The 24,116-nt window shown below is 69.2% G+C and carries 28 protein-coding genes; 17 read left to right on the top strand and 11 right to left on the bottom strand.

Annotation, left to right across the window (positions count from 1 at the left end):
- Nucleotides 1-56: 56 nt before the first annotated feature.
- From O9335_RS03865 to O9335_RS03890, 6 genes are all read left to right on the top strand, one after another.
- Nucleotides 57-713: a TetR/AcrR family transcriptional regulator gene (locus O9335_RS03865; protein ID WP_298383831.1), complete on the top strand. Its 657-nt coding sequence runs from the start codon at nucleotides 57-59 to the stop codon at nucleotides 711-713.
- A 353-nt stretch (nucleotides 714-1,066) separates the two neighbouring features.
- Nucleotides 1,067-1,780, top strand: coding sequence for a hypothetical protein (locus O9335_RS03870; RefSeq protein WP_298383920.1), 714 nt, complete (start codon nucleotides 1,067-1,069; stop codon nucleotides 1,778-1,780).
- Between the two features lie 139 nt (nucleotides 1,781-1,919).
- Entirely contained in the window at nucleotides 1,920-2,804 is an 885-nt protein-coding gene (gene phnC / locus O9335_RS03875) for a phosphonate ABC transporter ATP-binding protein (RefSeq protein WP_298383834.1), read from the top strand.
- A 75-nt stretch (nucleotides 2,805-2,879) separates the two neighbouring features.
- On the top strand, nucleotides 2,880-3,860 hold the full coding sequence (phnD, locus tag O9335_RS03880) for a phosphonate ABC transporter substrate-binding protein (RefSeq protein ID WP_298383837.1): 981 nt from the start codon (nucleotides 2,880-2,882) through the stop codon (nucleotides 3,858-3,860).
- Between the two features lie 11 nt (nucleotides 3,861-3,871).
- Nucleotides 3,872-4,669 carry a phosphonate ABC transporter, permease protein PhnE gene (phnE, locus tag O9335_RS03885; protein ID WP_298383839.1) on the top strand — a complete coding sequence of 266 codons (798 nt, stop codon included), beginning with the start codon at nucleotides 3,872-3,874 and terminating at the stop codon, nucleotides 4,667-4,669.
- Entirely contained in the window at nucleotides 4,666-5,301 is a 636-nt protein-coding gene (locus O9335_RS03890) for an HD domain-containing protein (RefSeq protein ID WP_298383842.1), read from the top strand. The genes phnE and O9335_RS03890 overlap by 4 nt, the downstream gene beginning before the upstream one ends.
- Here O9335_RS03890 and O9335_RS03895 read toward each other — a convergent pair.
- Nucleotides 5,251-5,937, bottom strand: a complete 687-nt coding sequence (locus tag O9335_RS03895) for a DUF1045 domain-containing protein (protein ID WP_298383845.1) — start codon at nucleotides 5,935-5,937, stop codon at nucleotides 5,251-5,253. The genes O9335_RS03890 and O9335_RS03895 overlap by 51 nt on opposite strands.
- Nucleotides 5,934-6,686 (bottom strand): phosphonate metabolism transcriptional regulator PhnF, encoded by a 753-nt coding sequence (gene phnF / locus O9335_RS03900; RefSeq protein WP_298383847.1) that lies wholly within the window; start codon nucleotides 6,684-6,686, stop codon nucleotides 5,934-5,936. Before phnF ends, O9335_RS03895 begins: the two co-directional genes overlap by 4 nt.
- 84 nt (nucleotides 6,687-6,770) lie before the next feature.
- Here phnF and phnG point away from each other — a divergent pair, with 84 nt between their 5' ends.
- Genes phnG through O9335_RS03950 form a run of 10 tightly spaced genes read left to right on the top strand, consistent with a single transcriptional unit; the run spans nucleotide 6,771 to nucleotide 14,511 of the window.
- Nucleotides 6,771-7,277, top strand: a complete 507-nt coding sequence (phnG, locus tag O9335_RS03905) for a phosphonate C-P lyase system protein PhnG (RefSeq protein WP_298383850.1) — start codon at nucleotides 6,771-6,773, stop codon at nucleotides 7,275-7,277.
- On the top strand, nucleotides 7,274-7,918 hold the full coding sequence (phnH, locus tag O9335_RS03910) for a phosphonate C-P lyase system protein PhnH (protein ID WP_298383853.1): 645 nt from the start codon (nucleotides 7,274-7,276) through the stop codon (nucleotides 7,916-7,918). Before phnG ends, phnH begins: the two co-directional genes overlap by 4 nt.
- Nucleotides 7,918-9,012, top strand: coding sequence for a carbon-phosphorus lyase complex subunit PhnI (locus tag O9335_RS03915; RefSeq protein WP_298383857.1), 1,095 nt, complete (start codon nucleotides 7,918-7,920; stop codon nucleotides 9,010-9,012). Before phnH ends, O9335_RS03915 begins: the two co-directional genes overlap by 1 nt.
- Nucleotides 9,009-9,866 (top strand): alpha-D-ribose 1-methylphosphonate 5-phosphate C-P-lyase PhnJ, encoded by an 858-nt coding sequence (locus O9335_RS03920; RefSeq protein WP_298383860.1) that lies wholly within the window; start codon nucleotides 9,009-9,011, stop codon nucleotides 9,864-9,866. Before O9335_RS03915 ends, O9335_RS03920 begins: the two co-directional genes overlap by 4 nt.
- Nucleotides 9,859-10,362, top strand: coding sequence for a GNAT family N-acetyltransferase (locus O9335_RS03925; protein WP_298383863.1), 504 nt, complete (start codon nucleotides 9,859-9,861; stop codon nucleotides 10,360-10,362). Before O9335_RS03920 ends, O9335_RS03925 begins: the two co-directional genes overlap by 8 nt.
- Complete coding sequence (phnK, locus tag O9335_RS03930) at nucleotides 10,359-11,162, top strand: phosphonate C-P lyase system protein PhnK (protein WP_298383866.1); 804 nt, start codon at nucleotides 10,359-10,361, stop codon at nucleotides 11,160-11,162. The genes O9335_RS03925 and phnK overlap by 4 nt, the downstream gene beginning before the upstream one ends.
- The gene (gene phnL, locus O9335_RS03935; protein WP_298383870.1) at nucleotides 11,159-11,893 is read left to right on the top strand and encodes a phosphonate C-P lyase system protein PhnL; all 735 of its coding nucleotides are present in this window, start codon (nucleotides 11,159-11,161) and stop codon (nucleotides 11,891-11,893) included. Before phnK ends, phnL begins: the two co-directional genes overlap by 4 nt.
- Nucleotides 11,890-13,038 carry an alpha-D-ribose 1-methylphosphonate 5-triphosphate diphosphatase gene (locus tag O9335_RS03940; RefSeq protein WP_298383872.1) on the top strand — a complete coding sequence of 383 codons (1,149 nt, stop codon included), beginning with the start codon at nucleotides 11,890-11,892 and terminating at the stop codon, nucleotides 13,036-13,038. The genes phnL and O9335_RS03940 overlap by 4 nt, the downstream gene beginning before the upstream one ends.
- A 4-nt stretch (nucleotides 13,039-13,042) precedes the next feature.
- Nucleotides 13,043-13,633: a phosphonate metabolism protein/1,5-bisphosphokinase (PRPP-forming) PhnN gene (gene phnN / locus O9335_RS03945; protein WP_298383875.1), complete on the top strand. Its 591-nt coding sequence runs from the start codon at nucleotides 13,043-13,045 to the stop codon at nucleotides 13,631-13,633.
- Complete coding sequence (locus O9335_RS03950) at nucleotides 13,630-14,511, top strand: EamA family transporter (protein WP_298383878.1); 882 nt, start codon at nucleotides 13,630-13,632, stop codon at nucleotides 14,509-14,511. Before phnN ends, O9335_RS03950 begins: the two co-directional genes overlap by 4 nt.
- Before the next feature lie 18 nt (nucleotides 14,512-14,529).
- On the opposite strand, the gene O9335_RS03955 is transcribed toward O9335_RS03950, so the two are convergent.
- Both O9335_RS03955 and O9335_RS03960 read right to left on the bottom strand, forming a co-directional pair.
- Nucleotides 14,530-14,994, bottom strand: a complete 465-nt coding sequence (locus O9335_RS03955) for a hypothetical protein (protein WP_298383881.1) — start codon at nucleotides 14,992-14,994, stop codon at nucleotides 14,530-14,532.
- 45 nt (nucleotides 14,995-15,039) lie between these two features.
- Nucleotides 15,040-15,561, bottom strand: a complete 522-nt coding sequence (locus tag O9335_RS03960) for a nuclear transport factor 2 family protein (RefSeq protein WP_298383883.1) — start codon at nucleotides 15,559-15,561, stop codon at nucleotides 15,040-15,042.
- A 105-nt stretch (nucleotides 15,562-15,666) separates the two neighbouring features.
- Here O9335_RS03960 and O9335_RS03965 point away from each other — a divergent pair, with 105 nt between their 5' ends.
- Nucleotides 15,667-16,704, top strand: coding sequence for a LysR family transcriptional regulator (locus O9335_RS03965; RefSeq protein WP_298383885.1), 1,038 nt, complete (start codon nucleotides 15,667-15,669; stop codon nucleotides 16,702-16,704).
- Here the strand turns inward: O9335_RS03965 and O9335_RS03970 are convergent.
- The 7 genes from O9335_RS03970 to O9335_RS04000 all read right to left on the bottom strand — a co-directional run bounded on the left by O9335_RS03970 (nucleotide 16,632) and on the right by O9335_RS04000 (nucleotide 24,116).
- Entirely contained in the window at nucleotides 16,632-17,528 is an 897-nt protein-coding gene (locus O9335_RS03970; RefSeq protein WP_298383887.1) for a Crp/Fnr family transcriptional regulator, read from the bottom strand. The two genes, O9335_RS03965 and O9335_RS03970, sit on opposite strands and share 73 nt — an antisense overlap.
- A gap of 213 nt (nucleotides 17,529-17,741) precedes the next feature.
- Nucleotides 17,742-18,521, bottom strand: coding sequence for a L,D-transpeptidase (locus O9335_RS03975; RefSeq protein WP_298383889.1), 780 nt, complete (start codon nucleotides 18,519-18,521; stop codon nucleotides 17,742-17,744).
- A 1-nt stretch (nucleotide 18,522) separates the two neighbouring features.
- Entirely contained in the window at nucleotides 18,523-21,114 is a 2,592-nt protein-coding gene (locus tag O9335_RS03980; RefSeq protein WP_298383891.1) for a PAS domain S-box protein, read from the bottom strand.
- Nucleotides 21,087-22,085 carry a zinc-dependent alcohol dehydrogenase family protein gene (locus tag O9335_RS03985; RefSeq protein ID WP_298383923.1) on the bottom strand — a complete coding sequence of 333 codons (999 nt, stop codon included), beginning with the start codon at nucleotides 22,083-22,085 and terminating at the stop codon, nucleotides 21,087-21,089. The genes O9335_RS03980 and O9335_RS03985 overlap by 28 nt, the downstream gene beginning before the upstream one ends.
- Before the next feature lie 52 nt (nucleotides 22,086-22,137).
- Entirely contained in the window at nucleotides 22,138-22,845 is a 708-nt protein-coding gene (locus O9335_RS03990; protein ID WP_298383893.1) for a response regulator transcription factor, read from the bottom strand.
- A 111-nt stretch (nucleotides 22,846-22,956) separates the two neighbouring features.
- Complete coding sequence (locus tag O9335_RS03995) at nucleotides 22,957-23,382, bottom strand: Hsp20/alpha crystallin family protein (protein WP_298383895.1); 426 nt, start codon at nucleotides 23,380-23,382, stop codon at nucleotides 22,957-22,959.
- 74 nt (nucleotides 23,383-23,456) lie between these two features.
- Nucleotides 23,457-24,116, bottom strand: coding sequence for a BON domain-containing protein (locus tag O9335_RS04000; protein ID WP_298383897.1), 660 nt, complete (start codon nucleotides 24,114-24,116; stop codon nucleotides 23,457-23,459).

Here is a 24,116-nt window from a genome sequence, read left to right on the forward strand (position 1 = left end):
GGCTGGGCGCTGCGCGAGCGGGTATCGTTGGCCCGCCCCGCCACGAACCCTCGAACATGGCCACGCCCAAAAAGCCCCGTCGCACCGCCGAGCGCATCCTCGAAGTGACGCTCGACCTGTTCAACCGCTTTGGCGAACCCAACGTCAGCACCACGCTGATCAGCGCCGAGCTGAACATCAGCCCCGGCAACCTGTATTACCACTACCCGGCCAAAGACGAGCTGATCAATGCGCTGTTCCAGCGCTTCGACACCGAACTGGCCGACCTGCTGCTCGCCGCCGACAACGTGCGCAACGTGGAGGACGCCTGGTTCTTCTTCCACACCCTGTACGAGCTGATCTGGAAGCACCGCTTCCTGTACCGGGACCTGAACGACCTGCTCAGCAAGAACCGCAAGCTCGAAACCCACTTCCAAACCGTGCTGGCCCGCAAGCAAGAGGCCATGCGCGGCGTGCTGGCGGGCCTCAAGATCGGCGGCGCGCTCAAGATGGACCCCCGCGAAGCAGCGCCCGTGGCCGCCTCCATGGTGGTGCTGCAGAGCTACTGGCTCAGCTTCGAGTACGTGAAAGACCCGCGCCACGCGCTGGAACCCGAACGCGCCGGAGCCGCCTTGCTGCGCGGTGCCTTCCACGTGTTGAGCCTGCTGATGCCCTATCTCGAACCCCAATCCCGCGAGCACCTGTTCAGGCTGGCGGGCAACTACCAGTCCTGAGGAGACGCGCCATGGCCCCAGCCACCCCGAAGACGCCCGCCAAGAAGACCAGCCCCGCGCCGGCGGTCAAGAAGGTCGCTGCCAAGGCTGCGGCCAAGGCGCCTGCCAAAGCGCCTGCCAAAGCGCCTGCCAAGGTTCCTGCCAAGGCCCCTGCCAAAGCACCTGCCAAAGCACCTGCCAAAGCTCCTGCCAAAGCTCCTGCCAAAGCACCTGCCAAAGCACCGGCCAAGGCTCCAGCCAAAGCACCGGCCAAGGCTCCAGCCAAGGCTCCTGCCAAGGCTCCTGCCAAAGCTCCTGCCAAGGCCCCCGCAGCGCCCAAAGCCCAGGCTGGTTTCGCCTACGACGACGCCACGCTGAAAGCCCTGTGGCCGGAGTTGCACCGAGGCGATGCGGAGCCCTGGCCCAAGTCGGCGGCCGTGGTGGAGGCCTGGCGTTTGTTCCATGCCGGCGACTTCAAGGCCGCCATGGCGGCCGGTCTCAAGGCAGGTGGCGATGGCCTGACCGTGGCCAACAAGGCGCAGGCCATCCAGGCCAACTACCTGGAGAAGAACGAGAAGGCCAAGCTCGACGCCTTCTTGGCCGTGGCGGCCCGGGCCGAGGCGCAGCAGGCCAGCCAGCCCAACAACCCCAATGCCCACTACCTGGAGGCCTATGCCCTGGGCCGCTACAGCCAGGGCATCAGCATCGCCGAGGCCTTGGTGCAAGGCTTGGGGGTCAAGATCAAGTCGGCCCTCGAACGCGCCATCGCGCTGCAACCCAAGCACGCCGACGCCCACGTGGCCTTGGGCGCCTTTCATGCCGAGGTGATCGACAAGGTGGGGCGGCTGCTGGCCCGCGGCCAGGGCGCCGACTTGCGCACGGGGCTGCAGATGTTGGACACCGCGCTCAAGCTCAACCCCAAGAGCGCCATCACCCTGATGGAGTGCGCCAACGGCTACGTGATGCTCGAGGGCGACAAACGCATGCCCGAAGCCGAGAAGCTCTACGCCAGCGCGGCCGCCCTCACCCCCCGGGACGCGATGGAGCGCCTGGACGTCGAAATGGCCAAGGCCGAGTTGGAAGACTGAGGGCTGCATCCTGAGGCGCGACGGCGGCGGAGCCGCCGTCTTTTTGCACCCACCTGGGCTCGCGCCATGACCGATTCCGTCATGGGGCTGTCACCGCAGGTCTAGATGATTCGCGGCGTCGCCAACGTGGAGATGCCCGATGAACACGACGCCATCCGTCGCCTCAGCCCCCGCCATCGAAGTCCGCTCGCTGTCCAAGCGCTTCGGCACTGCGCAGCCCGCCTTGCGCGAGGTTTCGCTGTCGGTCCAACCGGGCGAGATGGTGGCCCTGCTGGGCGCCTCGGGCTCGGGCAAGTCCACCTTGCTGCGTCATTTGAACGGCCTGCACCGGGCCGATGCGGGTTCGGTGTCGGAGGTGAAGCTGCTGGGCCGCCGGCTGCAAAGCGGCGGTCGACTCAGCGCGGAGACCCGCGCGCTGCGCCGCGAAGTGGCCTCGATCTTCCAGCAGTTCAACCTGGTCGATCGCCTGCCGGTGATGAGCAATGTGTTGGTGGGCGCTCTGCACCGCCTGCCACTGTGGCGCAGCCTGCTGCGGGCCTTCCCGGCGCATGAGCTGCAAGGGGCTTACGAGGCCTTGCAACACGTGGGCATCGACGCCTGCGCGTGGCAGCGGGCGTCCACGCTCTCGGGGGGTCAGCAACAGCGGGCCGCCATCTCTCGCGCCTTGGTTCAGGGCGCCAAGATCATCCTGGCCGACGAACCCATCGCGTCGCTCGACCCCGCATCCAGCCGCCGGGTGATGGAGCTGCTGGCGCAGGTGAACCGCGAACGCGGCGTGACGGTGATGGTGTCGCTGCACCAAATCGACTACGCCTTCGCTTACTGCCCCCGCACCGTCGCCTTGCGCCATGGGCAAGTGGTGTACGACGGGCCCACGGCGGCGCTCAGCGAAGAGCGTTTGCACCAGCTGTACGGAACGCAGGCGGGCGAACTGCTGACGCCTGCGCGCGACCCCGCACCCGCAGTCGCCAGTGCCAGCCGCGGGCCGGTTCCCCCACTGGTGGCCGTTCCACAAGCCGCCTGAGCGGGCGCCGCTGGCCGGCACCCCACCCTCCAGCAAGTCTGTCCCCTCGCATCCTTTTCATCAGGAGAGTCACTCATGTTCCCAGTTCAGCGTCGCGCCTTGACCATCCTGGCGCTTGCGGCTGCTACCGCTCTGCCCCAGGCCCACGCGCAGGCCCCGAAAGAGATCAGCTTCGGCATCATCTCCACCGAATCGTCGGCCAACCTGAAGTCGGCTTGGCAGCCGCTGCTGGAGGACCTGCAACAGGCCACGGGCCTGAAGATCAATGCCTTCTTCGCACCCGACTACGCCGGGGTCATCGAGGGCATGCGCTTCAACAAAGTGCAGGTGGCCTGGATGGGCAACAAGTCGGCGATGGAGGCCGTGGACCGCGCGCAGGGCGAGGTCTTTGCCCGCATGGTGCAGCCCGATGGTGGCATCGGCTACTGGGGCTTCATCATCGCCCGCAAGGACAGCCCGCTGCAGAACCTGCAGGACGTGCGCAAGCAGCGCCAAGAGTTGACCCTGGGTTACGGCGACCCCAATTCCACCAGCGCCGCATTTGTGCCGGGCTTTTACGCCTTCGGCCAAAACAAGGTCGACCCGACCCGTGACTTCAAGCGCATGGTGCGCGCCAACCACGAGACCAACATCCTGGCCGTGCACGGCCGGCAGGTGGACATCGCCACCGTGGCCAGCGACGCCATGGAGCGCATGAAGCTCAAGCAACCCGAGAAGCACGACGAGCTGAAGGTGATTTGGCGCTCGCCGCTGATCGCCAGCGACCCCATGGTGTGGCGTGCGGACCTCGACGCTGGGACGAAGAAGAAGGTGTCCGACTTCTTCCTGACCTATGGCAAGCAGCCCCGCGAAAAGGAAATCCTGGCCAAGCTCACCATCGGCGGCTTCATGAAGTCCGACAACAACCAGCTCACGCCGATTCGCCAACTCAGCCTGGTGGCCGAGCGCAACAAGATCGAGGCCGATGTCAACCTGAGCGCCGACGACAAGAACCGTCGCCTGCAGGCCGTCGACGTCAAGCTCGCCGAGCTGAGCCGGCAGACCAACACCAACTGACCGGCAGCGCCATGAGCCTCGCGACGATCGACAAGCCCATGGTGCCGCAGGCGCCCAAGCCCAGCCTGTGGAGCCTGCTGGGCTGGGGCCTGCTCATCGCCTTGCTGCTCGGTTCCTGGCAGGGCGCCGACATGCGTCCCCTGGACCTGCTGCGCGACAGCGGCAACATGGCGGAATACGCGGGCGGCTTCTTCCCGCCCGACTTTCGCGAGTGGCGCCAGTACCTGCAGGAACTGATCGTCACGTTGCAAATCGCGCTGTGGGGCTCGGCCATGGCCGTGCTGTGCTCGGTACCGCTGGCGCTTCTGGCCGCCAGCAACATCACACCGTGGTGGATTCACCAGCCCGTTCGCCGCGTGCTGGACGCCTTTCGCTCGATCAACGAGATGGTGTTCGCCCTGCTCTTCGTGGTGGCCGTGGGCCTGGGGCCGTTTGCCGGTGTGCTGGCGCTGTGGGTGCACACCACGGGCACGCTGGCCAAGCTGTTCAGCGAGGCGGTGGAGGCCATCGATCCGCAGCCCGTCGAGGGCATCCGGGCCACTGGAGCGCACAGCCTGGAGGAGATCGCTTACGGCGTGCTGCCGCAGGTGATGCCGCTGTGGATCTCCTACGCCCTGTATCGCTTCGAGGCCAATGTCCGATCGGCCTCGGTGGTGGGCATGGTGGGCGCCGGTGGCATCGGCATGCTGCTGTGGGAGGTGATTCGCGGGTTCGAGTACGGCAAGACCGCGGCCATCCTGCTGATGCTCATTGGCACCGTGAGCCTCATCGACATGTTGTCGGCCCAACTGCGCAAGAAGCTGGTATGAACGCCGCCCTGCCTCCCCTCATGGATCGCATCGGCCACATGTTGGCCCGCCAAGCCGACCGCGCCTACGAGGGGCAACGCACCGAGTCGGTGAGCGCCCTGGCGCACGCGCTGCAATGCGCGCAACTGGCCGAGTGGGCTGGTGCGTCCAACAGCTTGGTGGCGGCTGCGTTGCTGCACGACATCGGTCACTTCGCCGACGACGAGGTGATGAGCCTGGGCGACGCCGTGGACGACGAGCACGAGTTGCGCGCCCTGCCCTTGCTGGCCGAGGGCTTTGGCCCGGCCGTGTTGGAGCCGATCCGCTTGCACGTGGCCGCCAAACGCTACCTGGTGGCCGCCGAGCCCGCCTACCTGTCCACCTTGTCGCCGGCGTCGGTGCATTCGCTGATGCTGCAGGGCGGCCCCATGCGCCCCGACGAGTGCGAGGCCTTCGCGGCACGACCGCACGCGGCCGATGCCATCGCCTTGCGGCGCTGGGACGATCTGGCCAAGGAGCCGGGCCGGCCCACACCCTCGCTGGACTACTACCTGGCGCTGCTGGCGGAAGTGGTCCAGCCTCCAGCGGGCCTGGGCGGGCGCTCAGGCCAGCGGGTAGCGTCGCTCGATCACGAAGGCGTCGTCGGGCGCTGATTGCTTGAAGAGGCAGAGGTCGGCGCAGCGAAGGGGCAGCGTGGCCAAAACGGGCGCGAAGTGCGCCCGAGCCTGCTGCAAGCACGCCTCGCGCTGCGTGCCTGGCGGCAGGCTGTTGCTCAGCGTCATGTGAAAGCGCCACCCCTCCAGCACGTGCGGGTAGCCCCAACGCTGCAAGCGCTCGAGGGCTGCGGCGTCGGTCGCCGAGGCCGCGCGGCGCGCCTGTTCGGCCGACGAGGCGGGGGCGCGGAAGGGGTCGAGTTCGACCACGCAAGCATCGGCCAGTTGCCACAGCGGGTGGTCGCGCGGCAAGGCTTCGGCGGGCCGCAGGGCGACGAAATCGGCCAGGGTACTCACCTCCAAGGACGGGATGAGGAAGGCGGGATGGCGACGCGACAGCGCCGACAGGGCCCGGTCCAACTCGGCTGCGTCCTGGCCTGATGACAAGCGGAAGGGGGCCTTCAAGGTGGCATGAAAGCCATAGCGCCAGGGCTCGTCGCGCTGCGCAGGTGCGGGGCCCCGATCGGACGCGACCGCCGCATCCCGACCCAACCAGGCGCAACCGGCCCGCCACAGGGGGTGGTCGAGTTGAGGCGCGAAGTAAACAGCCCAGCGCGGTGCGGGTGGTGCGGTCATGCCAGCCCCTCGCCCGCCTCGACCTGCAACTGGACGGCATCGGCGGCGAACAGGGTGGTCGCCGCCTCCACCGGCACGCCCTCGGGGTCGACGTTGGTGTACTGCACCACCAGCAAGGGCTGGGTCAAGGCGCGGGCGAGCGCATCGGCCTCGCTCGCGGTCGGCAAGCGGGCGGAAATGCTGGAGCGCAAGCGCGTGTAGTCGCTCACCCCAAAGCGCTGCAGCGTGGCGGTGACCGAGCGCTCTTGCGCGAACACCTCGGCGATGCCCGAAAAGCGCGCGCTGGGGTAGGCCGCCGTGCTCAGGCTGATGGGCCGGCCGCGCACGCGGGAGCGTGTGTGGAGCAACTCCACGCGGCCGTGAGGCGGCAGCTTCAGGGCCTGGGCCCAGACGCCCGCAGGCTGCGCGGACTCGTGACCCAGGAGTTCGCGCTCGGCCCGCTCGCCGGCTTCGGCCAGGTTTTGGCTCAAGCGGGTGCGACGCTGCAACGCGTAGTCCAGCACCAGCTCTCGAACCCACGTGCCGCTGCCTTGGCGCACGCTGACGAAGCCTTCGCGCACCAGCGCTTGCACCGCCTGGCGCAGCGTGTGCCGGTTCACGGCAAAGCGCTCGGCCAGCTGGGCCTCGTTCGGCAAACGCGAGCCGGGCGGGAAATGCCCGCTGGCGATGTCGGCACGCAGGCTGCTGGCGATCTGCTCCCAGCGGCGCGTGCCCGCCGGCAGGGACTCGTTCGAAACGGGCGTATTCATCGCATCGGGTGTCGTTCGATTCAAGAAACTGTCACGGTGTCTGTCGATACTGGCGTCAGTATCAGTCATCTAGATGACATGCCCATGAACTCGACCCCCATCGAACTGGCAAGCTGCGCACCGGAACCCGACGCCGTGAGGCAGCGACAGCACTGGCTGTCGGTGCTGGCGCAGGCACCACGCCACGCGCTGGCCGCACACGGCCAGCGCGTGCTGGCCGACTACCGTTTCGAGACGCTGCGAGCGCCCGAAGCGGGCCTGGTGATGCTGCGCGCCCGCGCCAGCAACCGCGGTGCGCGCTTCAACCTGGCCGAGGCCACGGTGACCCGCTGCGCCCTGCGCTGGCGACCCGCTGGGGCCTCGCCCAGCGTGGGTGTGGGCTATGTGATGGGGCGCGACGAGGAGCGCGCCCAGTGGGTGGCGGCGCTGGACGCCCTGCTGCAACAGCCCGCCGAGCGGCCGCTGTTGCTGGCCGAGGTGATCGCGCCGCTGGACGCCCTGCGGGCGCAGCAACAGGCTGCGCAACGCGCGCATGTGGCGGCCAGCCGCGTGCAGTTCTTCACCTTGCAAAACGAAGGAGCTGCCGCATGAGCGCGCCTGGGAGTCTGCGCGACAGCGCCCACTTGGCGGAATTGGCGCCCGCCTTCGGCGACCCCGTGCACGATGCTCAGGCGGTGTTCCGCGTGCTGCTGGAGGCCATGAGCCGCCCGGGGCGCGTGCAGTCGCTGCCCGTGCCGTGCCGCGACCGCTTGGGCCGGCCCGACGGATTGGCCCCGGCCCTGGCCGCCAGCCTGCTGACCCTGCTCGATGCCGACACCACGCTGTGGATCGGGCCGACGCATGACACGGCCATCGTGCGCGCCTGGCTGCGCTTCCACACCGGCGTCACCCTCGCTGAGCACGCGGAGCAGGCCGACTTCGTGCTGCTGGCTGCGCATGAAGCGAGCCCGGCTCTGCTGGATCGGTTGTACGCCGGCAGCGACGTGGCGCCGCAGGACAGCGCGACCGTGCTCACGGTGGTGGACGCCATCGCGCCAAGCAACGCGGCCCAGCGCTGGCGGGGCCCGGGCATCGAGCATGAACACGGCGTGGCCGTGCTCGGCCCAAGGCCTGAGTTTTGGGCCTGGCGCCGTGCCCAGCAGGGTCACTACCCCTGCGGGCTGGACTGGGTCTTCTTCGCCGAGGAGCGCCTCGTGGCGCTGCCGCGCAGCACCGTCGTGGAGGTGAACTGATGTATGTGGCCGTCAAAGGCGGCGAAGCCGCCATCGCCGCGTCGCTGCGGCTGTTGGATGAACAGCGCCGGGGGCCTGCCGAAATCCGGGAGCTGGAGGTGGCCCAACTTCAGGCGCAGATGGGCTTGGCGGTGTCGAGGGTGATGGGCGAGGGCTCGCTCTTCGACCCCGAGCTGGCCGCGCTGGCGCTCAAGCAGGCCCAAGGCGATGCGCTCGAGGCCGTCTTCTTGCTGCGCGCTTACCGCAGCACGCTACCGCGCCTGGGCTACACGGAGCCCCTGGACACGGCCGCGATGCGTTGCGAGCGCCGCATCAGCTCCGTCTTCAAAGACCTCCCCGGTGGCCAGCTGCTGGGCGCCAGCTTCGACTACAGCCAACGCCTGCTGGAGTTCGGCCTGCTGCAGACCGGCGCGCCCGCCGAAATCCTGCCGGCCCCAGCCGAACCAACGCAACCCGAGCCCATGCCCCATGCCCTGCTGGCCCTGGGCGAAGCTGGGCTGATCGAGCAAGAACAACCGCCCGAAGGCGACCCCGAGCCGTTCGACATCACGCGCGACCCACCCCTGTACCCACTGAGCCGAGCAGCCCGCCTGCAAATGTTGGCGCGCGGCGACGAGGGCTGGGTGCTGGGCTTGGCTTACAGCACGCAGCGCGGGTACGCGAACACCCACCCCTTTGCCGGTGAGATCCGCCACGGGCACGCCACCGTCTCGCTGGTGCCGGACGAGCTGGGCTTCCCCATCGAGATCGGCGAGGTGGCGCTGACCGAGTGCCAGATGGTCAACCAGTTCGTGGGCAGCGATGGGCAGCCGCCGCAGTTCACCCGCGGCTACGGCCTCGTGCTGGGCCATGCCGAGCGCAAGGCCATGGCGATGAGCCTGGTGGACCGCGCCTTGCGGGCCGACGAATTCAGCGAACCCCTCACCAGCCCCGCCCAGCAGCAGGAGTTTGCGCTGGCGCACAGCGACAACGTCGAAGCCTCGGGCTTCGTACAGCACCTGAAGCTGCCGCACTACGTGACCTTCGAGTCCGAGCTGCAGATGCTGCGCGCCATCCGCGCCGACCGGGCCACGCCGCCGGAGACCCAGCCATGAACGCCTCCTTGCCCACCGCGCGCGGCTACAACTTCGCCTACCTGGACGAGCGCGCCAAGCGCATGATTCGGCGCAGCCTGCTCAAGGCGGTGGCCGTGCCCGGCCACCAAGTGCCTTTCGGCTCGCGCGAGATGCCACTGGCCTATGGCTGGGGCACTGGCGGCATCCAGGTGACGGCCGCGGTGATCGGCCGCACCGACACGCTCAAGGTCATCGACCAGGGCTCGGACGACACCACCAATGCGGTGAACATCCGACGCTTCTTTGAGCGCACCACCGGCGTGGCCACCACCGAGCGCACCCGCGAGGCCACCTTGATCCAAACGCGGCATCGCATCCCCGAAGCGCCGCTGACCGAGTCGCAGATCCTGGTCTACCAGGTGCCCCAACCCGAGCCGCTCTACAAGCTGGAGCCGCGTCGTCGGGAAGCGGCACAGCTGCACGCCTTCCAGGAGTACGGCCTCGTCCACGTCAAGCTCTACGAGGACTTGGCACGCTGGGGCCGCATCGACACCAGCTACGACCACCCGGTGTTGGTCCATGGTCGCTACGTGATGGCGCCCTCGCCCATCCCCAGCTTTGACAACCCCAAGATGGACCGCATGCCGGCGCTGCAATTGTTCGGCGCTGGCCGCGAGAAGCGGCTGTACGCCGTGCCGCCTTACACCGACGTGAAGAGCCTGGACTTTGCCGACCGCCCCTTCCGGGTTGAACCCCAGGGTCACGCCTGTGCGCTGTGCGGCAGCACCACCAGCTTCCTCGACGAGGTGCCCATGGCCGGCGGCGAAACCTTGTGGGCCTGCTCCGACACCGACCACTGCCGCGAACAGCAGGAGATGCAACGCCATGCTTGAAACACGACGGCCCACGATCGCGGCGGCACAGCTGCGCCGCGCCACCGCTGACGATCTGCCCGCTGTGCTGGATCTCTTCGTCGCCAGCGGGCTCGACGAACCCGAGGACGTGCCGCTGGCCGGCGCCCAGGAAAGCTGGCAAGCCATGCAGGCGATGGGAGCCGACCTTTGGCTGGTGGAATGCCGGCTGGACGACGTGGGCCCCATCGAGGTGCTGGGCTGCTTGACGCTGTACGTGCTGCCCCTGCTGGCGCATCGGCAAGCGCCCGAGGCCTTGGTCGAGGACGTGGCCGTGCACCCCAAGGCCCAGGGCCTGGGCCTGGGGCGCCTGCTGATGGAACAGGCCATGGCCGTGGCGCAAGGCCGCGGTTGCTACAAGCTGGCCTTGTCCAGCAACGCACGGCGGGTGGACGCCCACGCCTTCTACGCGCACTTGGGCTTCCGCCAGCACGGCTTCAGCTTTCATGTGCCGCTGACTGGGAGGCTCACCCGATGAGCGCCCCCCAAGCGACCCAACCCCTGCTGAAGGTGACCGGCCTGAGCCACCGCTTTGCAGCGGCGCGTCCGGGCACCTGGGCGGTGCATGACGCCAGCCTGCAGCTGTACCCGGGCGAGGTTTTGGCCATCGTCGGCGAGTCGGGCTCGGGCAAGAGCACCCTGCTGAACTGCATCGCCGGTCGCATCGCTGGTGCACCGGGCCAGGTGCATTACCGCCGCGGCCACGACAACGCTTGGGTGGACGTGCATGCCTTGCCCGAGCGCGAACGTCGCCAACTGGCCCGAACCGAGTGGGGCTTCGTCGAACAGCATGCGGCCGAGGGCCTGCGCATGGCCGTCAGCGCCGGCGCCAACGTGGGCGAGCGGCTGATGGCCGCGGGGGAACGCCGCTACGACACGCTGCGCGAGCAAGGGCGGCGCTGGATGGAGGCCGTGGAGCTGGACCCCGCGCGCATCGACGACAGCCCGCGCGCCTTTTCCGGCGGCATGCGCCAGCGCCTGCAAATCGCCCGCAACCTGGTCACCCACCCGCGACTGGTGCTGATGGACGAGCCCACCTCGGGGCTGGACGTGTCGGTGCAGGCGCGATTGCTGGACCTGATCCGGCAATTGGTCAGTCGCCTGCAGCTCTCGGCCCTGGTCGTCACGCACGACTTGGGCGTGGCCCGCCTGTTGGCCCAGCGCACCTTGGTCATGCGACAAGGCCGCATCGTGGAGCAAGGCCTGACCGACCGCGTGCTCGACGACCCGCAGCACCCCTACACCCAGCTCTTGGTCTCTTCGGTGGTGGCGCCATGACGACTTCGCCTGTGCTCGACGTGCGCGGCCTGCGCAAGACCTTCACGCTGCACCTGCGCGAGGGCCTGCAACTGCCGGTGCTGCAAGGCGTCTCGCTGTCGGTGGGGCGGGGCGAATGCTTGGCCTTGGTCGGCCCTTCTGGGCAGGGCAAAAGCACCCTGATGAAGTGCCTTTACGGCAGCTACGGCGCGCAGGGCGGTCAGATCCTCGTGCGCACCGCCGATGGCGCGGTGCTGGACTTGGTCACCGCCACGCCGCAGCAGGTGCTGGCGCTGCGCCGCCAGGCGCTGGCTTACGTCAGCCAGTTCTTGCGCGTGTTGCCGCGGGTGTCCGCACTGGACGTGGTGGCCGACCGCGCCATCGCCGCCGGAGAGGCTGATGAACAGCGCGCCCGCGACCGTGCTGCCGAATTGCTGGCGCGGCTGAACCTGCCGCGCGGCCTGTGGGGCTTGCCACCGGCCACCTTCTCGGGCGGTGAACAGCAGCGCGTGAACATCGCGCGCGGCTTCATCGCCCCCGCCGAGTTGCTGCTGCTGGACGAACCGACGGCCTCGCTGGACGCGTTGAACCGGCGCGTCGTCGTCCAACTGATCCAAGAAGCCCAAGCGCGCGGCACGGCCATCGTTGGCATTTTCCACGACGAGGAGGTGCGCGACGCCGTGGCCAGCTGCGCTTACACCATGGGCCCGAGCCCCGCCAACGAGCCCGTCGAACACCAGGAAGCCGCATGAGCACCCCGCTGACCCGCCACATCCACAACGCCCGCATCGTGCTCGCGGGTGAGACCTTCCACGGCCAGCTCCGGGTCGAGAACGGCCGCATCGCCGCCATCGACCCCGGCCGCAGCAGCCTGAGCACGGCCGAGGACTGGAACGGCGACTGGCTGCTGCCCGGCTTGGTGGAGATCCACACCGACAACCTGGAGCGCCACGTCACGCCCCGGCCCAAGATCAACTTCCCGATGCTGGGAGCCGTGCAAGCCCACGACGCCGAGGTGGCGGCCGCGGGCATCAGCACGGTGTTCGACGCCATCGGCGTGGGCGACCCGTATGGCGAGGGCTTCCGGGCGCGCAGCCAAGCGGGCGTTCTGGACGTGCTGGACCGGCTGGACGCCGCCGGCGCGCTGCGCGCCGACCACTTGATCCACATCCGCTGCGAACTGCCGGCGCCCAATGCGCGCGAGCTGTTCGAACCGTTTGCCAACCACCCGCGCCTGAAGCTGCTGTCGCTCATGGACCACACGCCCGGACAGCGGCAGTGGCGCGACGTCGAGCATGCACGCATCTACTACACGGGCAAAAAGGGTTGGAGCGACGCGCAGTTCGAGGAGGAGGTGCGCATCGCCCCCGAACGCCAGCGCCTGCACGCCCAGCCGCATCGCGCGTGGTTCTCGCAGTTCGCCCGCCAAACGGGCTTGGCCTTGGCCACTCACGACGACACCACGGTCGAGCACGTGGACGAAGCCCTGGCCCTGGGCGCTTGCATGAGCGAGTTCCCCACCACGCTGGCAGCGGCCCAACGCGCCCACCAATTGGGGCTGGCCACCGTGGCCGGCGCGCCCAACGTGATTCGGGGCGGATCGCACTCGGGCAATGTGGCGGCGCTAGAGTTGGCGCGCGCCGGCGTGCTGGACATGCTGTCGTCCGACTACGTGCCCAGCAGCCTGCTGCAGGCCGCCTGGACCCTGCAGCGCGAGGCGGGCTTCAGTCCGTCGGAAGCCCTGCAGGTGGTGAGCCTGAACCCCGCCAAGGCCTGCGGCCTGAACGATCGGGGCCAGATCGCCGTGGGCCTGCGCGCCGACCTGCTGCGGGTGACCGAGGTGGATGGCTTTCCCATCGTGCGCGAGCTGAGCGTGCTGGGTCGGCGGGTGGCCTGAGGCCGTGAACGGGCGCTTGATCTACGTGATGGGCCCCTCGGGCAGCGGCAAGGACAGCCTGTTGCGCCAAGCCCGTGACACCCTGGCCCAGCAACCCGGCGGCTTGGCGCGGGTTTGTTTTGCCCACCGCTACATCACGCGGCCGGTGGGCATGGACGCGGAAAACCACATCGCGCTGAGCGCGGCCGAGTTCCAGGCCCGCTGCAGAGCCGGCCTGTTCGCCTTGCACTGGCACAGCCATGGGCAGGATTACGGCATCGGCCTGGAGATTGAGCAGTGGCTGGCGCGCGGCTTCACCGTGGTCGTGAACGGTTCGCGGGCCCACCTGGACGTGGCCCGCCGGCGCTACGCCGCACTGACGGCCGTGCTCGTGTCGGTGAGCCCCGAAACCCAGCGCCGCCGGCTCCTGGCCCGCGGCCGCGAAAGCGTCGCCGCCATCGAGGCAAGGCTGGCGCGCACCATGTCCTTGGACGGGGGGACCGAGGCCGGCGCCTGGCTCATCGACAACGAAGGGCCGCTGATCGAAGCCACCCAACAGCTGTTGCGTCTGGTTGCGCCGGCCGAGCACCCGATGTCGGCCTTGCCCACCGCATGAGCAGCGCTGCGCTCGCCCTGAGCGCTTCGGTGGCCATGCACGTGAGCTGGAACCTGCTGGCCCGCCGCGCGCCCGCGGACGCCTGGCCGCTGTGGTGGGCCTTGCTGGGCCACCTCTTGCTGTTTGCGCCCTGGGGTTGGTGGGCGCTGTGGCAGGAGGCGCACGCCAGTTGGGCCCTGACAGGCTTGACGCTCCTGTCGTCGGTGGCCAACGCGCTGTACTTCATCGGCCTGGCCCGCGCCTACGAACGGGCGCCCGTGTCGTTGGTCTATCCCATGGTGCGCAGCTCGCCGCTGCTCATCGCCCTTTGGGGCCAATGGTTCTTCGGCCAAGTGCTGGCCGCGGGCACGTGGTGGGGGCTGGGCATCAGCGCGCTGGGCTTGCTGACGATGGCCTGCAGTGCCTGGGGCAGCAGCCGACCCACGGCCGCGGGCCAGCCCGGCAGCCGCGTGAGCAGCGCCCTGCCCTGGGCCTTGCTCGCCATGCTGTGCACCAGCGTCTACTCCCTGAGCGACCAAGCGGCCACCGCCCACTTGCCCAGCACGGCAGCACTCCTGGGCTACGTTTCGGTGGGCTACCTCGCGGCCTTCGCGGTGCTGAGCCTGAGCTTGAAGCGACGCACCGGCCGATGGCGCCCCCAGCGTCGCTTGCCCTGGCCACTCTTTCTGGTCGGCAGCTTGTGCATCGGTTGGGCCTACGTGCTGGTCATGCGCGCCATGCGCGACATGCCCGCCGCCGAAGTGGTGGGCTACACCAACGCCGGCATCGTCATCGCCACACTGGTGGGCTTGCTGGTCTTTCGCGAAACCCACCGTTGGCCGCTGCGCGTGATCGGCGCGCTGCTCATCAGCGCCGGTCTGGCCACCATGACCCTGTGATGGCTCAGTGCCAGGAGGTCAGCCGACCCCGGGCGCCGTCGCACGACGGCGGAACGAGGCCATGGCGCGCACGTAGTCGTCGGCCATGTCTGGCGTCATCAACTCCAGCATCACGGCGTTTTCGATCCAGAACTCGATGACGTGGTTGGGCCCGCGGGACAGCTCGATGGCGCGCCAGCCCTCGCGCTGCGCCAGGGCCAGGATTTCCTGGCGGCTGCGCGGCACCGACACCGCGGCGTGCGTCGCGCCGTAGCGCGAAGCCACCGTTGCGGCGCGGAACCGCGCTTGCCCAGCGCCGGGGTCGGGCAGCATTTCGGTGCCCAGAGGGTAGACCTCGATGGCGGTGCCGACCTCGTCGCCCGCCCAGGCGATGTAGGCATCGTGCCAGGGACCGAAACCGGTCAGCGTGCCGCCGAACAGCTCGACCAAGACCTCGGCCACATGGCGCGGGTCGCGGGCGGGGATGGAGACGTGGTGAATCATGGAAGGGCTCCTTCTGTTCGGGATCGGGGTCAGGGCGGCGGGCCTTCAGGGCGTGGGTTGGAAGCCGCCAAACGGGTTGTCGATGCGGTAGTGCCAGTGCCCAACCGGGCTGCGGGCCACCACGTCGGTGGCGGTGCCCCTCATGTCCACCGGGCGGCCGTCGGCGCCGACGCCGCGGATGGCCCAGTCCACCACCAACAAGGCGGTGTCGCCCGCCTCGTAAACGTGACGCACGGCCATCTCGATGGGCAGGCCGATGGCCAGAAAACCCTCCAGCGCCTGGCGCACCGCCACGGGCGACACCAAGGCTTGGCCGGGCGCCGGCACGAAGACGCTGCCGGCGGGGTACAGGACCATCAGGGCGTCCAGGTCGCGGGCATTGAAGGCGCGGGCAAAGGCCTGGGCCACGGCGGCCGGACCCGAGGGACTGGCGGCGCCGGCGGCGCCCAGGGCGGTGGCAGGCAGCAGCGCGGCGGCGGCCACGGCCGCAGCGGCCTGCACCAGCGCACGGCGCTCGGCCTGCGGGGCGGGGTGGGAGGTGGTTTCAGGGCGGAAGGAGCGGTTCATGGCGAACTCCACGAGGCGTTGACGAGGACCGCATTGTTTTGTTTGACAAACAAACGATAAAGAGCCGTAATTCGCCAAGTCTGTCAAACAAAAGTGAACAACGTCATGGACAAGCTGAGCGCCATGCAGACCTTCGTGCAGATCGTGGAGGCGGGCAGCTTCACCCGAGCGGCCGAGCGGATGCAACTGCCCAAGGCCCGGGTCTCGCAGCGCCTGCAGGCGCTGGAAGCCGAGCTGGGGGTGCGCCTGCTGGAGCGCACGACGCGCGCGCTGCGCCTGACGAACGACGGTCGCGCGTACCACGAGCGCTGCGTGCAACTGCTGGCCGACTTGGAAGAGGCGGAGCAAGCGCTGCGCGGCGATCACGCCCGCCCGAGCGGCGTGTTGCGCGTGGACGTGGTGGCCGCCATCGCGCGGCACGTGCTGGCGCCGGCCCTGGGCGACTTCAGCCGGCATTACCCGGAGCTGGCCGTGCACCTGCACAGCCGAGACCGCATCAGCCACTTGCTGGAGGACGGCATCGACTGCGCCATCCGGGGGGGGCCGCTGCCTGACGCCAGCCATGTGGCCATCAGCGCCTGCACGGTGCACCTGGGGCTGTACGCGGCGCCCGAATGCTTGGCGCGGCACGGCACACCTCAGGCGCCCGAGGTGCTGGCGCGCCTGCCGCGCCTGGGCTGGGTGGATCAACGCAGCGGCGGGGTGCTGCCTTGGCGTTTGGCCCGCGACGACGGCGCTGGGTTCGACGTGCCCGGCCTGCCGACCCTGGCCTTCGATGACGGCGATGCCGCCATCGCGGCCGCTTTGGGTGGGGCGGGGGTGGTGGTGGCGGCGCCCTTTGCCGTGCGAGCGGCCGTTCAGTCGGGCACGCTGTGCCCGGTGCTGCCGGCGTGGGAGGCGGGTCAACGCACGGTCAGCGTGCTGTGGCCCTCACGCCGCCAGCGCTCGGCCCGCCTGCGCTGTTTCGTGGACTGGGCCGTCGAGCGGCTGCGCCACGACCCCGCGCTGGCGCTTCGCCCGCGCGATCTCGTGCCGGCCGACACCGGTCGCCCCAAGCCGCGCCGCCCCCGTCAGGAGGCCAAGGGCCAGCGCCACCACGCGGCCGACGACAGCGGCTCGGGCACAGGCCCCGTCAAGGGCTGAGCCACGGCGGCGGTCCGGGGGGGCAGGTCGCCGTGCAGGCTCAAGCCGCGGGTGGTGCGGGCCCGCAGCCGGAGCGCGGCCATGTCGAGGATTTCGATTTCCCGGTTGTCCACGCGCAGGCAGCGGCTTTGCGAGAGCAAGGTGAAGGAGCGGCTGACCGTTTCGTGGGCCAGGCCGAGCAGGCTGGCGATGTCGCGGCGTGACAAGCGCAGCCGGATGCGGTGGCCCGATTGCCCCATGTCGGTCATGCGGGCCGACAGCCACAGCACGAAGCGGGCCAGCCGGACGTCCGAGGCCACGGCCGACATCATTTCGGCGATTTGCGCCGAGCGCGTCAGTTGCCGGCTCAAACCATGGCGCACGGCCTCGTCCAGGGCCGGGCAACGCTGCTGCAGATCCCGCAACTCGCCCAAGGGCAGCGCGTACACGGTGGCATCCTCCAGCGCGAGCGCCGTGGCCTGACGCGGGCTGGCGTGCAGGGCCTCAAAGCCCAGCAGGTCGCCCACCTGGGCCAGGGTCAGCACCTTTTCGTAGCCATCTTCCATGGTGCGCACGCACTTGAAGCTGCCCGAGCGCACCACGTAAAGCGATTGCCCTGGGGTGCCCTCGTGCAACAAGGCGCTCTCGGCTCGCACCCTCAGGATGGGGATGTGAACGGTCCAGCTCGGGTCGACCCGGCTCGCGGACGAGGCGGTCAGCAACCTCACCAGTTCTTGCAAAGAGCCGCCGCCGGACCCGGCGAAGGTGGCGACGGGCAGCCCGTCGGGCCTGGCGTTGGAAAGCGCCCTTTGGGCGGACGAGTCGGTCAACATCGATGCGTTCATGCAGCCCCCGGTCGGTCAAGGAATGGTTCAGGAATCCGACGTGATGCCGATCCCATGAACGAGAGCATCGAGAACACCGCAGCGGCCGGCAATCGGCCAAAGATGCATTGCAGGGTCGGTCAAAACCCCTTTCGTCGCGCGGTCTTTCTGCCGCCGGCGTCGGAACAGCCGCCGGCCACGGGCGGCGACGTCCGAATGGCGTTCGGACGATTCCTAAGGCTCGGCCGAATCCACGACCACCAGAAACCGGCCGGGCCAGGGCACCGGCTCGCGCTGGGCTTGCAAGATCCATTGCGGCCGACCGGCCGCCTGGGCCTCGAGGTAGGCGCGGTCGAGCACCCCATGGTGGTCGATGAAGGTATTGAGCGACGCCGGGATGCGGATGCAGCCCTTGGAGGCGGGGCGGCCCAGCAGCGGCTCCAGGCGCGCCGGGTCGGTGGCGTGCATCTGCAGGCGCATGAGGCTGCGCCCCCCAGCGCCCCAGCCGCGTTCGGCGAGCACCCAACCGAAGTCGTAAACGCGCATGCCGCGTCGGCCGTAGCCGCGGATGTGCTGGCTGTTGAAGCTGCCCTCGGCCCGAAAGTCGGGGTGGTCGGGGCTGTGCAGGAAGGCGCCCACCGGGGTGAGAAAGTGGTCGAAAGAACCCACGCGTCCCGTGGACACGGGGGCGGCGCCCAACCAGAACCAGCCGCAGCTCACCGACTTCAACAGCAGGAAGACGGTCTGCACCCGGGGGTTGCGGTCCACGACGAGCACCAGCTCGGTCGGGTCCAGCGGCCCCGTCACCTCGGCCAGCGCCTCGTCCACCTGCTGGGCGTAGCGAGCGCGCTGGGGCCCCGGTGGAGGCAGGGGCAGACGGCGACTCACTTCGGTCCCGAAACGGGCTTGCCAGGCCGTGGCCTCCCGTTGCAGGCCGGCGCAAGGCTCTGGGTCTGGTACCCCGGGCCCGAGCAGGCCCAGCAGCACGGGCAGCACGGGCAGACCGAGGGCCATGTCAGGCGGCACCGTCTCCGGGGGCGGGCGCCTCCGGCGCTTCGATCCCATCCGACGCGCCGACGGCCGGGTCCGACGCTGGCACCCAAGCGGTGATGGCGGTGCCCTGACCCGGCGCGCTGTCGATCTGCAACCGACCGCCCAAGGCTCGCAGGCGCTCGCGCATGCCCAGCAGGCCGAAGGAGCCCGCCTTGCCGGGGTCGGTGGCTTCCATGCCCCGACCGTCGTCGTGGATGTTCAGCTGCCAGCTCCCGTCTTCGAGGCGATCGACCCCGAGGAACACCTGCCGAGCCTGGGCGTGCTTGATCACGTTGTTCAAGCCTTCTTGCGCCACGCGGTAGAGGCACAAGGCGACGTTTTCGTCGGGCTCTGAGCCACGGGCGGCTGCCGTCGCGTGGACCTCGCAGACGATGCTGTTGCGGTGCGACACCGCTTGGGCCAGGCGCTGGATCGCCGGCAGGAAGCCGGCTTCGAGCGCGGGCGGTCGCAGGTCGTTGATCAAGCGGCGGGTGGACGCGATGGTCGCAGCGGCCAATTCGTCGATGCGCTCGCCGATGGCCATGGCTTCGCTGCAGGACAAGGTCACGTCGCTGTCGCGCAGCATGCTGGCGTCCATGCGGATGCTGGCCAAGGTTTGCTGCATGTCGTCGTGCAACTCCCGCGAAATGCGCCGCCGCTCATCATCTTGGGCGCGATCCAACTCGGCCAGCAGCCGCGTGAGGTCGGCGTGCGAGGCTTGCAGCGCCGCCTGCGCCTGCCGCAGCGGCGTGGTGTCGCGCAGCACCACGATGATGGATCGGTCACCGTTGTCCTCCACCAAGGTGCCCAAGGTGTCGACCCGCCGGCGCTCGCCGTCCAGGCGGGCGATGGTCACCTCCGCGAGGGCAGACACCGGGGTCGCGCGCGTGAGCCCGGCGATGCGCCGCCGCACCAGGGCCTGCGAGCTTTCGTCGATCAGCTCCAGGGGCGAGCGTCCGAGCAACTCGACCTCCGTGCCGCCAAACAGCTCCTGCGCTGCTTGGTTGACGTAGCTGATGCGACCGTTGCGGTTGACGAACACGGCCTCGGGCAGGTTCATCATCAAGCGACGCAAATTGGCTTCGCTGGCGCGCAACTCGGCCTCGGCTTGGCGAGCCGGGCTGAGGTCACGCAGGATGACGGTGTAGTACTCCACGCCGTCGATGGCCATGTGCGTGATGGTGGCCTCCACCGGCAACTCACGGCCGTCGGCGCGCAGCGCATGGACCTCGCTGCGCCGGCCCATGGTGCGGGTAGCCGATTGCCGATGGCCAAAGGCGCGCACGGCGTTGGCATGGCCGGGCCGGTTGCGGTAGGGGATGAAGCGCTCGATGGGCGAGCCCAGCAGCTCGTCCATCGGACACGCCAGCAGGCGCGCGGCAGCGGGGTTGGCGTGCACGATGAGCTGCGTGGTGTCGGTGGTGATGATGGCGTCCAGGGCCGCATCGAAGATGCCCTGCAAGCGCGTGGTGGCGATTTGCCGCTCATCGAGCATGCGGTTGAAGGCCGTGGCGAGTTGGCGGATCTCGGGCGGGCCGTCGAGGGTGGCGCGGGTCTCCAGATCGCCGCTGGCGATTCGAACCGCACGCTCCCGAAGCTGGGCAATTGGCCGAGCGATGGTGCCGCTCAAGGCCACCGCCAAGCTCAAGGCGAACACCGAGACCCAGGCGCCGATGGCCAGCGCCTGCAGCTTGGTCTCGCGGTGAACGGCCAGTGCCTCCAAGCGCGGTGCGCCGGCCATGACGCGCCAGCCCAGGGTCTCGAGGCGAGCGCTGGCGTACAGGTGGGGAAGACCGTCCAGCGCACGGGCATCGGCGTCCACGTCGTCGATGCTTGGCAGCCCATGGGCAGGCATCTGATCGCCAGGGCCCAGCGGACCCAGCAGGGCCTCGGCCTGGGTCGAGCGCATGACGAGGCGCTGCTGCGCGTCGGTCACGACGACCACCGCGCCGCTGGGCTGCACGCTCAGCACCTCCTGCTGAAGAGCCTCCAAGTCGACCGCCAGGCACAGCACGCCCATGGCCTGGCCGGTGGCATCGAGCAGGGTGTGGCTGAGCACCAGGGTGGCGCGTTGGCCGGCCTGCCGCCGGAACGGGGCGCTGATGCTGAGGTCCGTGCCGGGGTGGGCCGCGGCCATGGGGCGGGTCTCTTCAGCGCTCAAGGGCGTCGCCGACTGACTGTGGTGGCACAGCAAACGGCCGTCCAAGTCCCACAGGGTCAGCCCGTCGAACTCGGGGTTGATCTGGGCCAGATCGGCCAAGGCTTTGTCGCACTGAGGAGGCCGCAGGTGCAACAAGGAGGGCCATCTTGAGACCTGGAGCAAGGCCGACTCGGACTGCTGCAGCCTCGCGAGAACCTGGGCCGCGGTGCTGCCCGCCAGGACGCGAACTTGGGACAACGCGGCGTTGCGGGCTTGTCGCAACTCGGAGGTGAGCTGCCACGCCAAAGCGCCGCCAGCCGGCACGATCACCACCAGCATCAGCAGCAGGATGCGGGTGCGGATGGACAGCCGGGCGATCAGGCCCTGGGCCAGCCGACGCACCGCCCTCACGGTGGCGGCTCCGTTGAGTTGCACAGCACGGCGGCGCCAGTGAAGGCGCCATGGCGCAGGTCGTCCAGGGCTTGCTGGGCTTGCGTCAGCGGGTAGCGATGCACCTGGGTGCGCAGCGGCAACTCGGCCGCCACGCGCAAGAAGGCCTCGGCATCGGCACGGGTGAGGTTGGCCACCGACACCAAGCGCCGCTCGCCCCACAGCCAGCGGTAGGGGAAGCTGGGGATGTCGCTCATGTGGATGCCGGCACACACCACGGTGCCGCCCGGACGCACCGCCTGCAGCGCCCAGGGCACGAGCTCACCCGCCGGGGCGAACAGCAAGACCGCGTCCAAGGGCGCGGTCGCGGCTTCGTCGGAGCCGCCGGCCCAGGTGGCGCCCAGTTGGCGCGCGAGGGCCTGGGCCGCCGTGTCGCCAGGCCGCGTGAAGGCGTGCACTTCGCAACCCTGCTGCACCGCCACCTGGGCGATGAGATGCGCCGCCGCCCCGAAGCCAACCAGCCCGAGGCGCTTCAACCCGGGTCCTGCGGCTTGGTAGGCGCGCCAGCCGATGAGCCCCGCGCACAGCAGGGGCGCGGCTTCGGCGTCGTCGTAACGCTCGGGCAGGCGAAACACGTAACGGGCGTCGGCCCAGGCGAGGTCGGCGTAGCCGCCCTCGATGTGCCAGCCCGTGAAGCGGGCCTGGGGGCACAGGTTCTCGCGGCCGCTGAGGCAAGGCTCGCAGCGCCCGCAGGTCCAGCCCAGCCACGGCACGCCCACCCGATCGCCCACTGCCCAGCCCGTCACACCGGGGCCCACAGCGTCCACGGTGCCAACGATTTCGTGACCCGGCACGACGGGGTGACCGGGAAAGGGCAACTCGCCATCCAGCAGGTGCAGGTCGGTGCGACACACGCCGCAGGCGCTCACCCGAAGGCGCATGTGACCCGGTGCCGGCGCGGGCCGGTCCAGGCGCCACGTCAGTTGCAGCGGCTGCCCCGGGGCCGAGAGCCGCATCGATCGCCAGGGAGCGGCCTGCACCATGGGGGGAGGCCGTGGCACGAGCGGCTCAATCGCCGTCGGCGGCGGCTGCGCGGTCGCCACCCAGGCCGTGTTCCATGCCGTACCGGATGAGCGCGGCCAAGTTGGGCAGTTGCAGGCGTTCTTGGATCCGACTCTTGTGGGTGCTGACGGTTTTCACCGACAGGTGCAGGGCTTGGGCGATGTCGGTGGGGCGTTGCCCCGCGACCAGGCGCTGCAGCACGTCGAGTTCGCGGTCGGAAAGTTGGCTGTGAAGTTGCTGCGAGGGGCTGCCGCTGAGTTGCAGCACGGCGCGTTCGGCCAACTGGGCACTGACATAGGTGCCCCCCGCTGCCACTTTGCGAACGGCCGCCAACAGCTCCTGCCCGGCGCAGTCTTTGGTCAGGTAGCCGCGGGCACCCGCCCGCAGCGCCCGCATGGCGAACTGGTCTTCGTCGTGCATGCTCAGCACGAGGATGTGAAGCCGTGGCGCCTCGCTGCGGGCGCGACGCACGAAGTCCAACCCGTTCATGCCGGGCATGGAGACATCGACGATGGCCACGTCGAACGGGTGCTGTCGCAAGGCGCTCAGAGCCGCCAACCCGGAGTCGGCCTCGGTGACGCGCCAGCCGGCACCGCTGCGCTCGAGCAGGCGCTTGAGTCCCTCACGCACGATGACGTGATCGTCGACGACGAGGATGTGGAGCGGGGTGTCACTGGACTCGGACCGCCCCGGCTCCGATCGTTTTCTTTCCATGCGCGGCGCTGTGGTGGAGGCAAAAGTTACGGATTGTTACCGCCTAGCGTAGGGCTGAATCTAGGGGTCTGCAACCAAAACCATCAGCGCCGCTGTCCATGCACGTCCGGCTCAAGCGATGGCCAAGCGCTTCTGAGCCGCCTGGGCACGCTTGGGCAAAGTCAGGTGGAGCACGCCATCCTTGTACTTGGCATCGGCTTTGCTCTCATCCACGCTGTCGGTGAGTTGGAAGCTGCGGCTGGCATAGCCGTATTGGCACTCGCTGCGCAACAAGCGGCCTTCGGCTTTTTCTTCCCGCTCTTGTTTCAGCTCGGCACTGATGGTGACCTGGTTGCCATCGATGCGAACGTCGATGTCCTCCTTGCTGACACCGGGGATTTCCGCCTTCACGGCGTAGATGCCATCGGTTTCACGCACATCGATACGGATTTGCGGCGCTCGCTCGCCCAACTCGGTGCGCCAAGGGTTGAGCCAATGGCGGATCCGCGACTCCATGGGGTCCAGGTCGAACAGTTCACTCAAGCGCAAGTCGTTCATGGGATTTCCTTTCAGGCGGATGGAGCAGCCCCGGGATGGGGCCGCGGCAGGGGAGGCAGGGTGGAGGGTCGAACTCAGGGGGTGACGCCCACGGTGAGCTCGTTGACAACGCGGTCGATGCCCGGGGCGGCCCAAGCGGCCCCGTAGGCGGCCTGGCGCTCTTCCCAGGACTCCACGCGGCCGCGCAGGGTGACGGTGGTGCCGGACACATCGACCTCGATGCGCTTGGCCTCGCGCTCGGCATGGCGCTCCAGGGCCTCGCGGATGCGGGTGGCGATGTTGGTGGGCGTGGCGGTGGCTCTGATGGTGATGTTGTTGCTCACGCCGACCACACCGGTGAGGGCGCGCACGGCCTTCTCGGCGCCGCGGCGCTGGTAGTCCCAATCGACATCGCCGCTGAGCGTGAGCCAGCCCTTCTCGACCTTGGCCCGGATGCGATCCGAAGGCACCAAGGCATGCCAGCGCAAGCTCGTCTCGGCGGCTTCGGCGATCTCGGCGTCGCTGCGATGGTGGTTCGGGGCCAGCTTCACATCCAGTTCCATCGCCAGCGCGCGCACGCCTTCCACTCGCTGCACGGCCCGCTCCACGGCGGCTTTTTCGGCGTAGGTTTCCAGGTGCCCGGTCAGGGTGACGACGCCGGCCTTGGCGATCACGCCCACTTGGTTGGCATTGATGGCGGGGTCCCACTCGAGTTCCAGCGTGACGTCGTTCTTCAGTTGCGCATCGGTCTTCAT

Source organism: Inhella sp. (assembly GCF_027532025.1).
GTDB lineage: Bacteria > Pseudomonadota > Gammaproteobacteria > Burkholderiales > Burkholderiaceae_C > Inhella.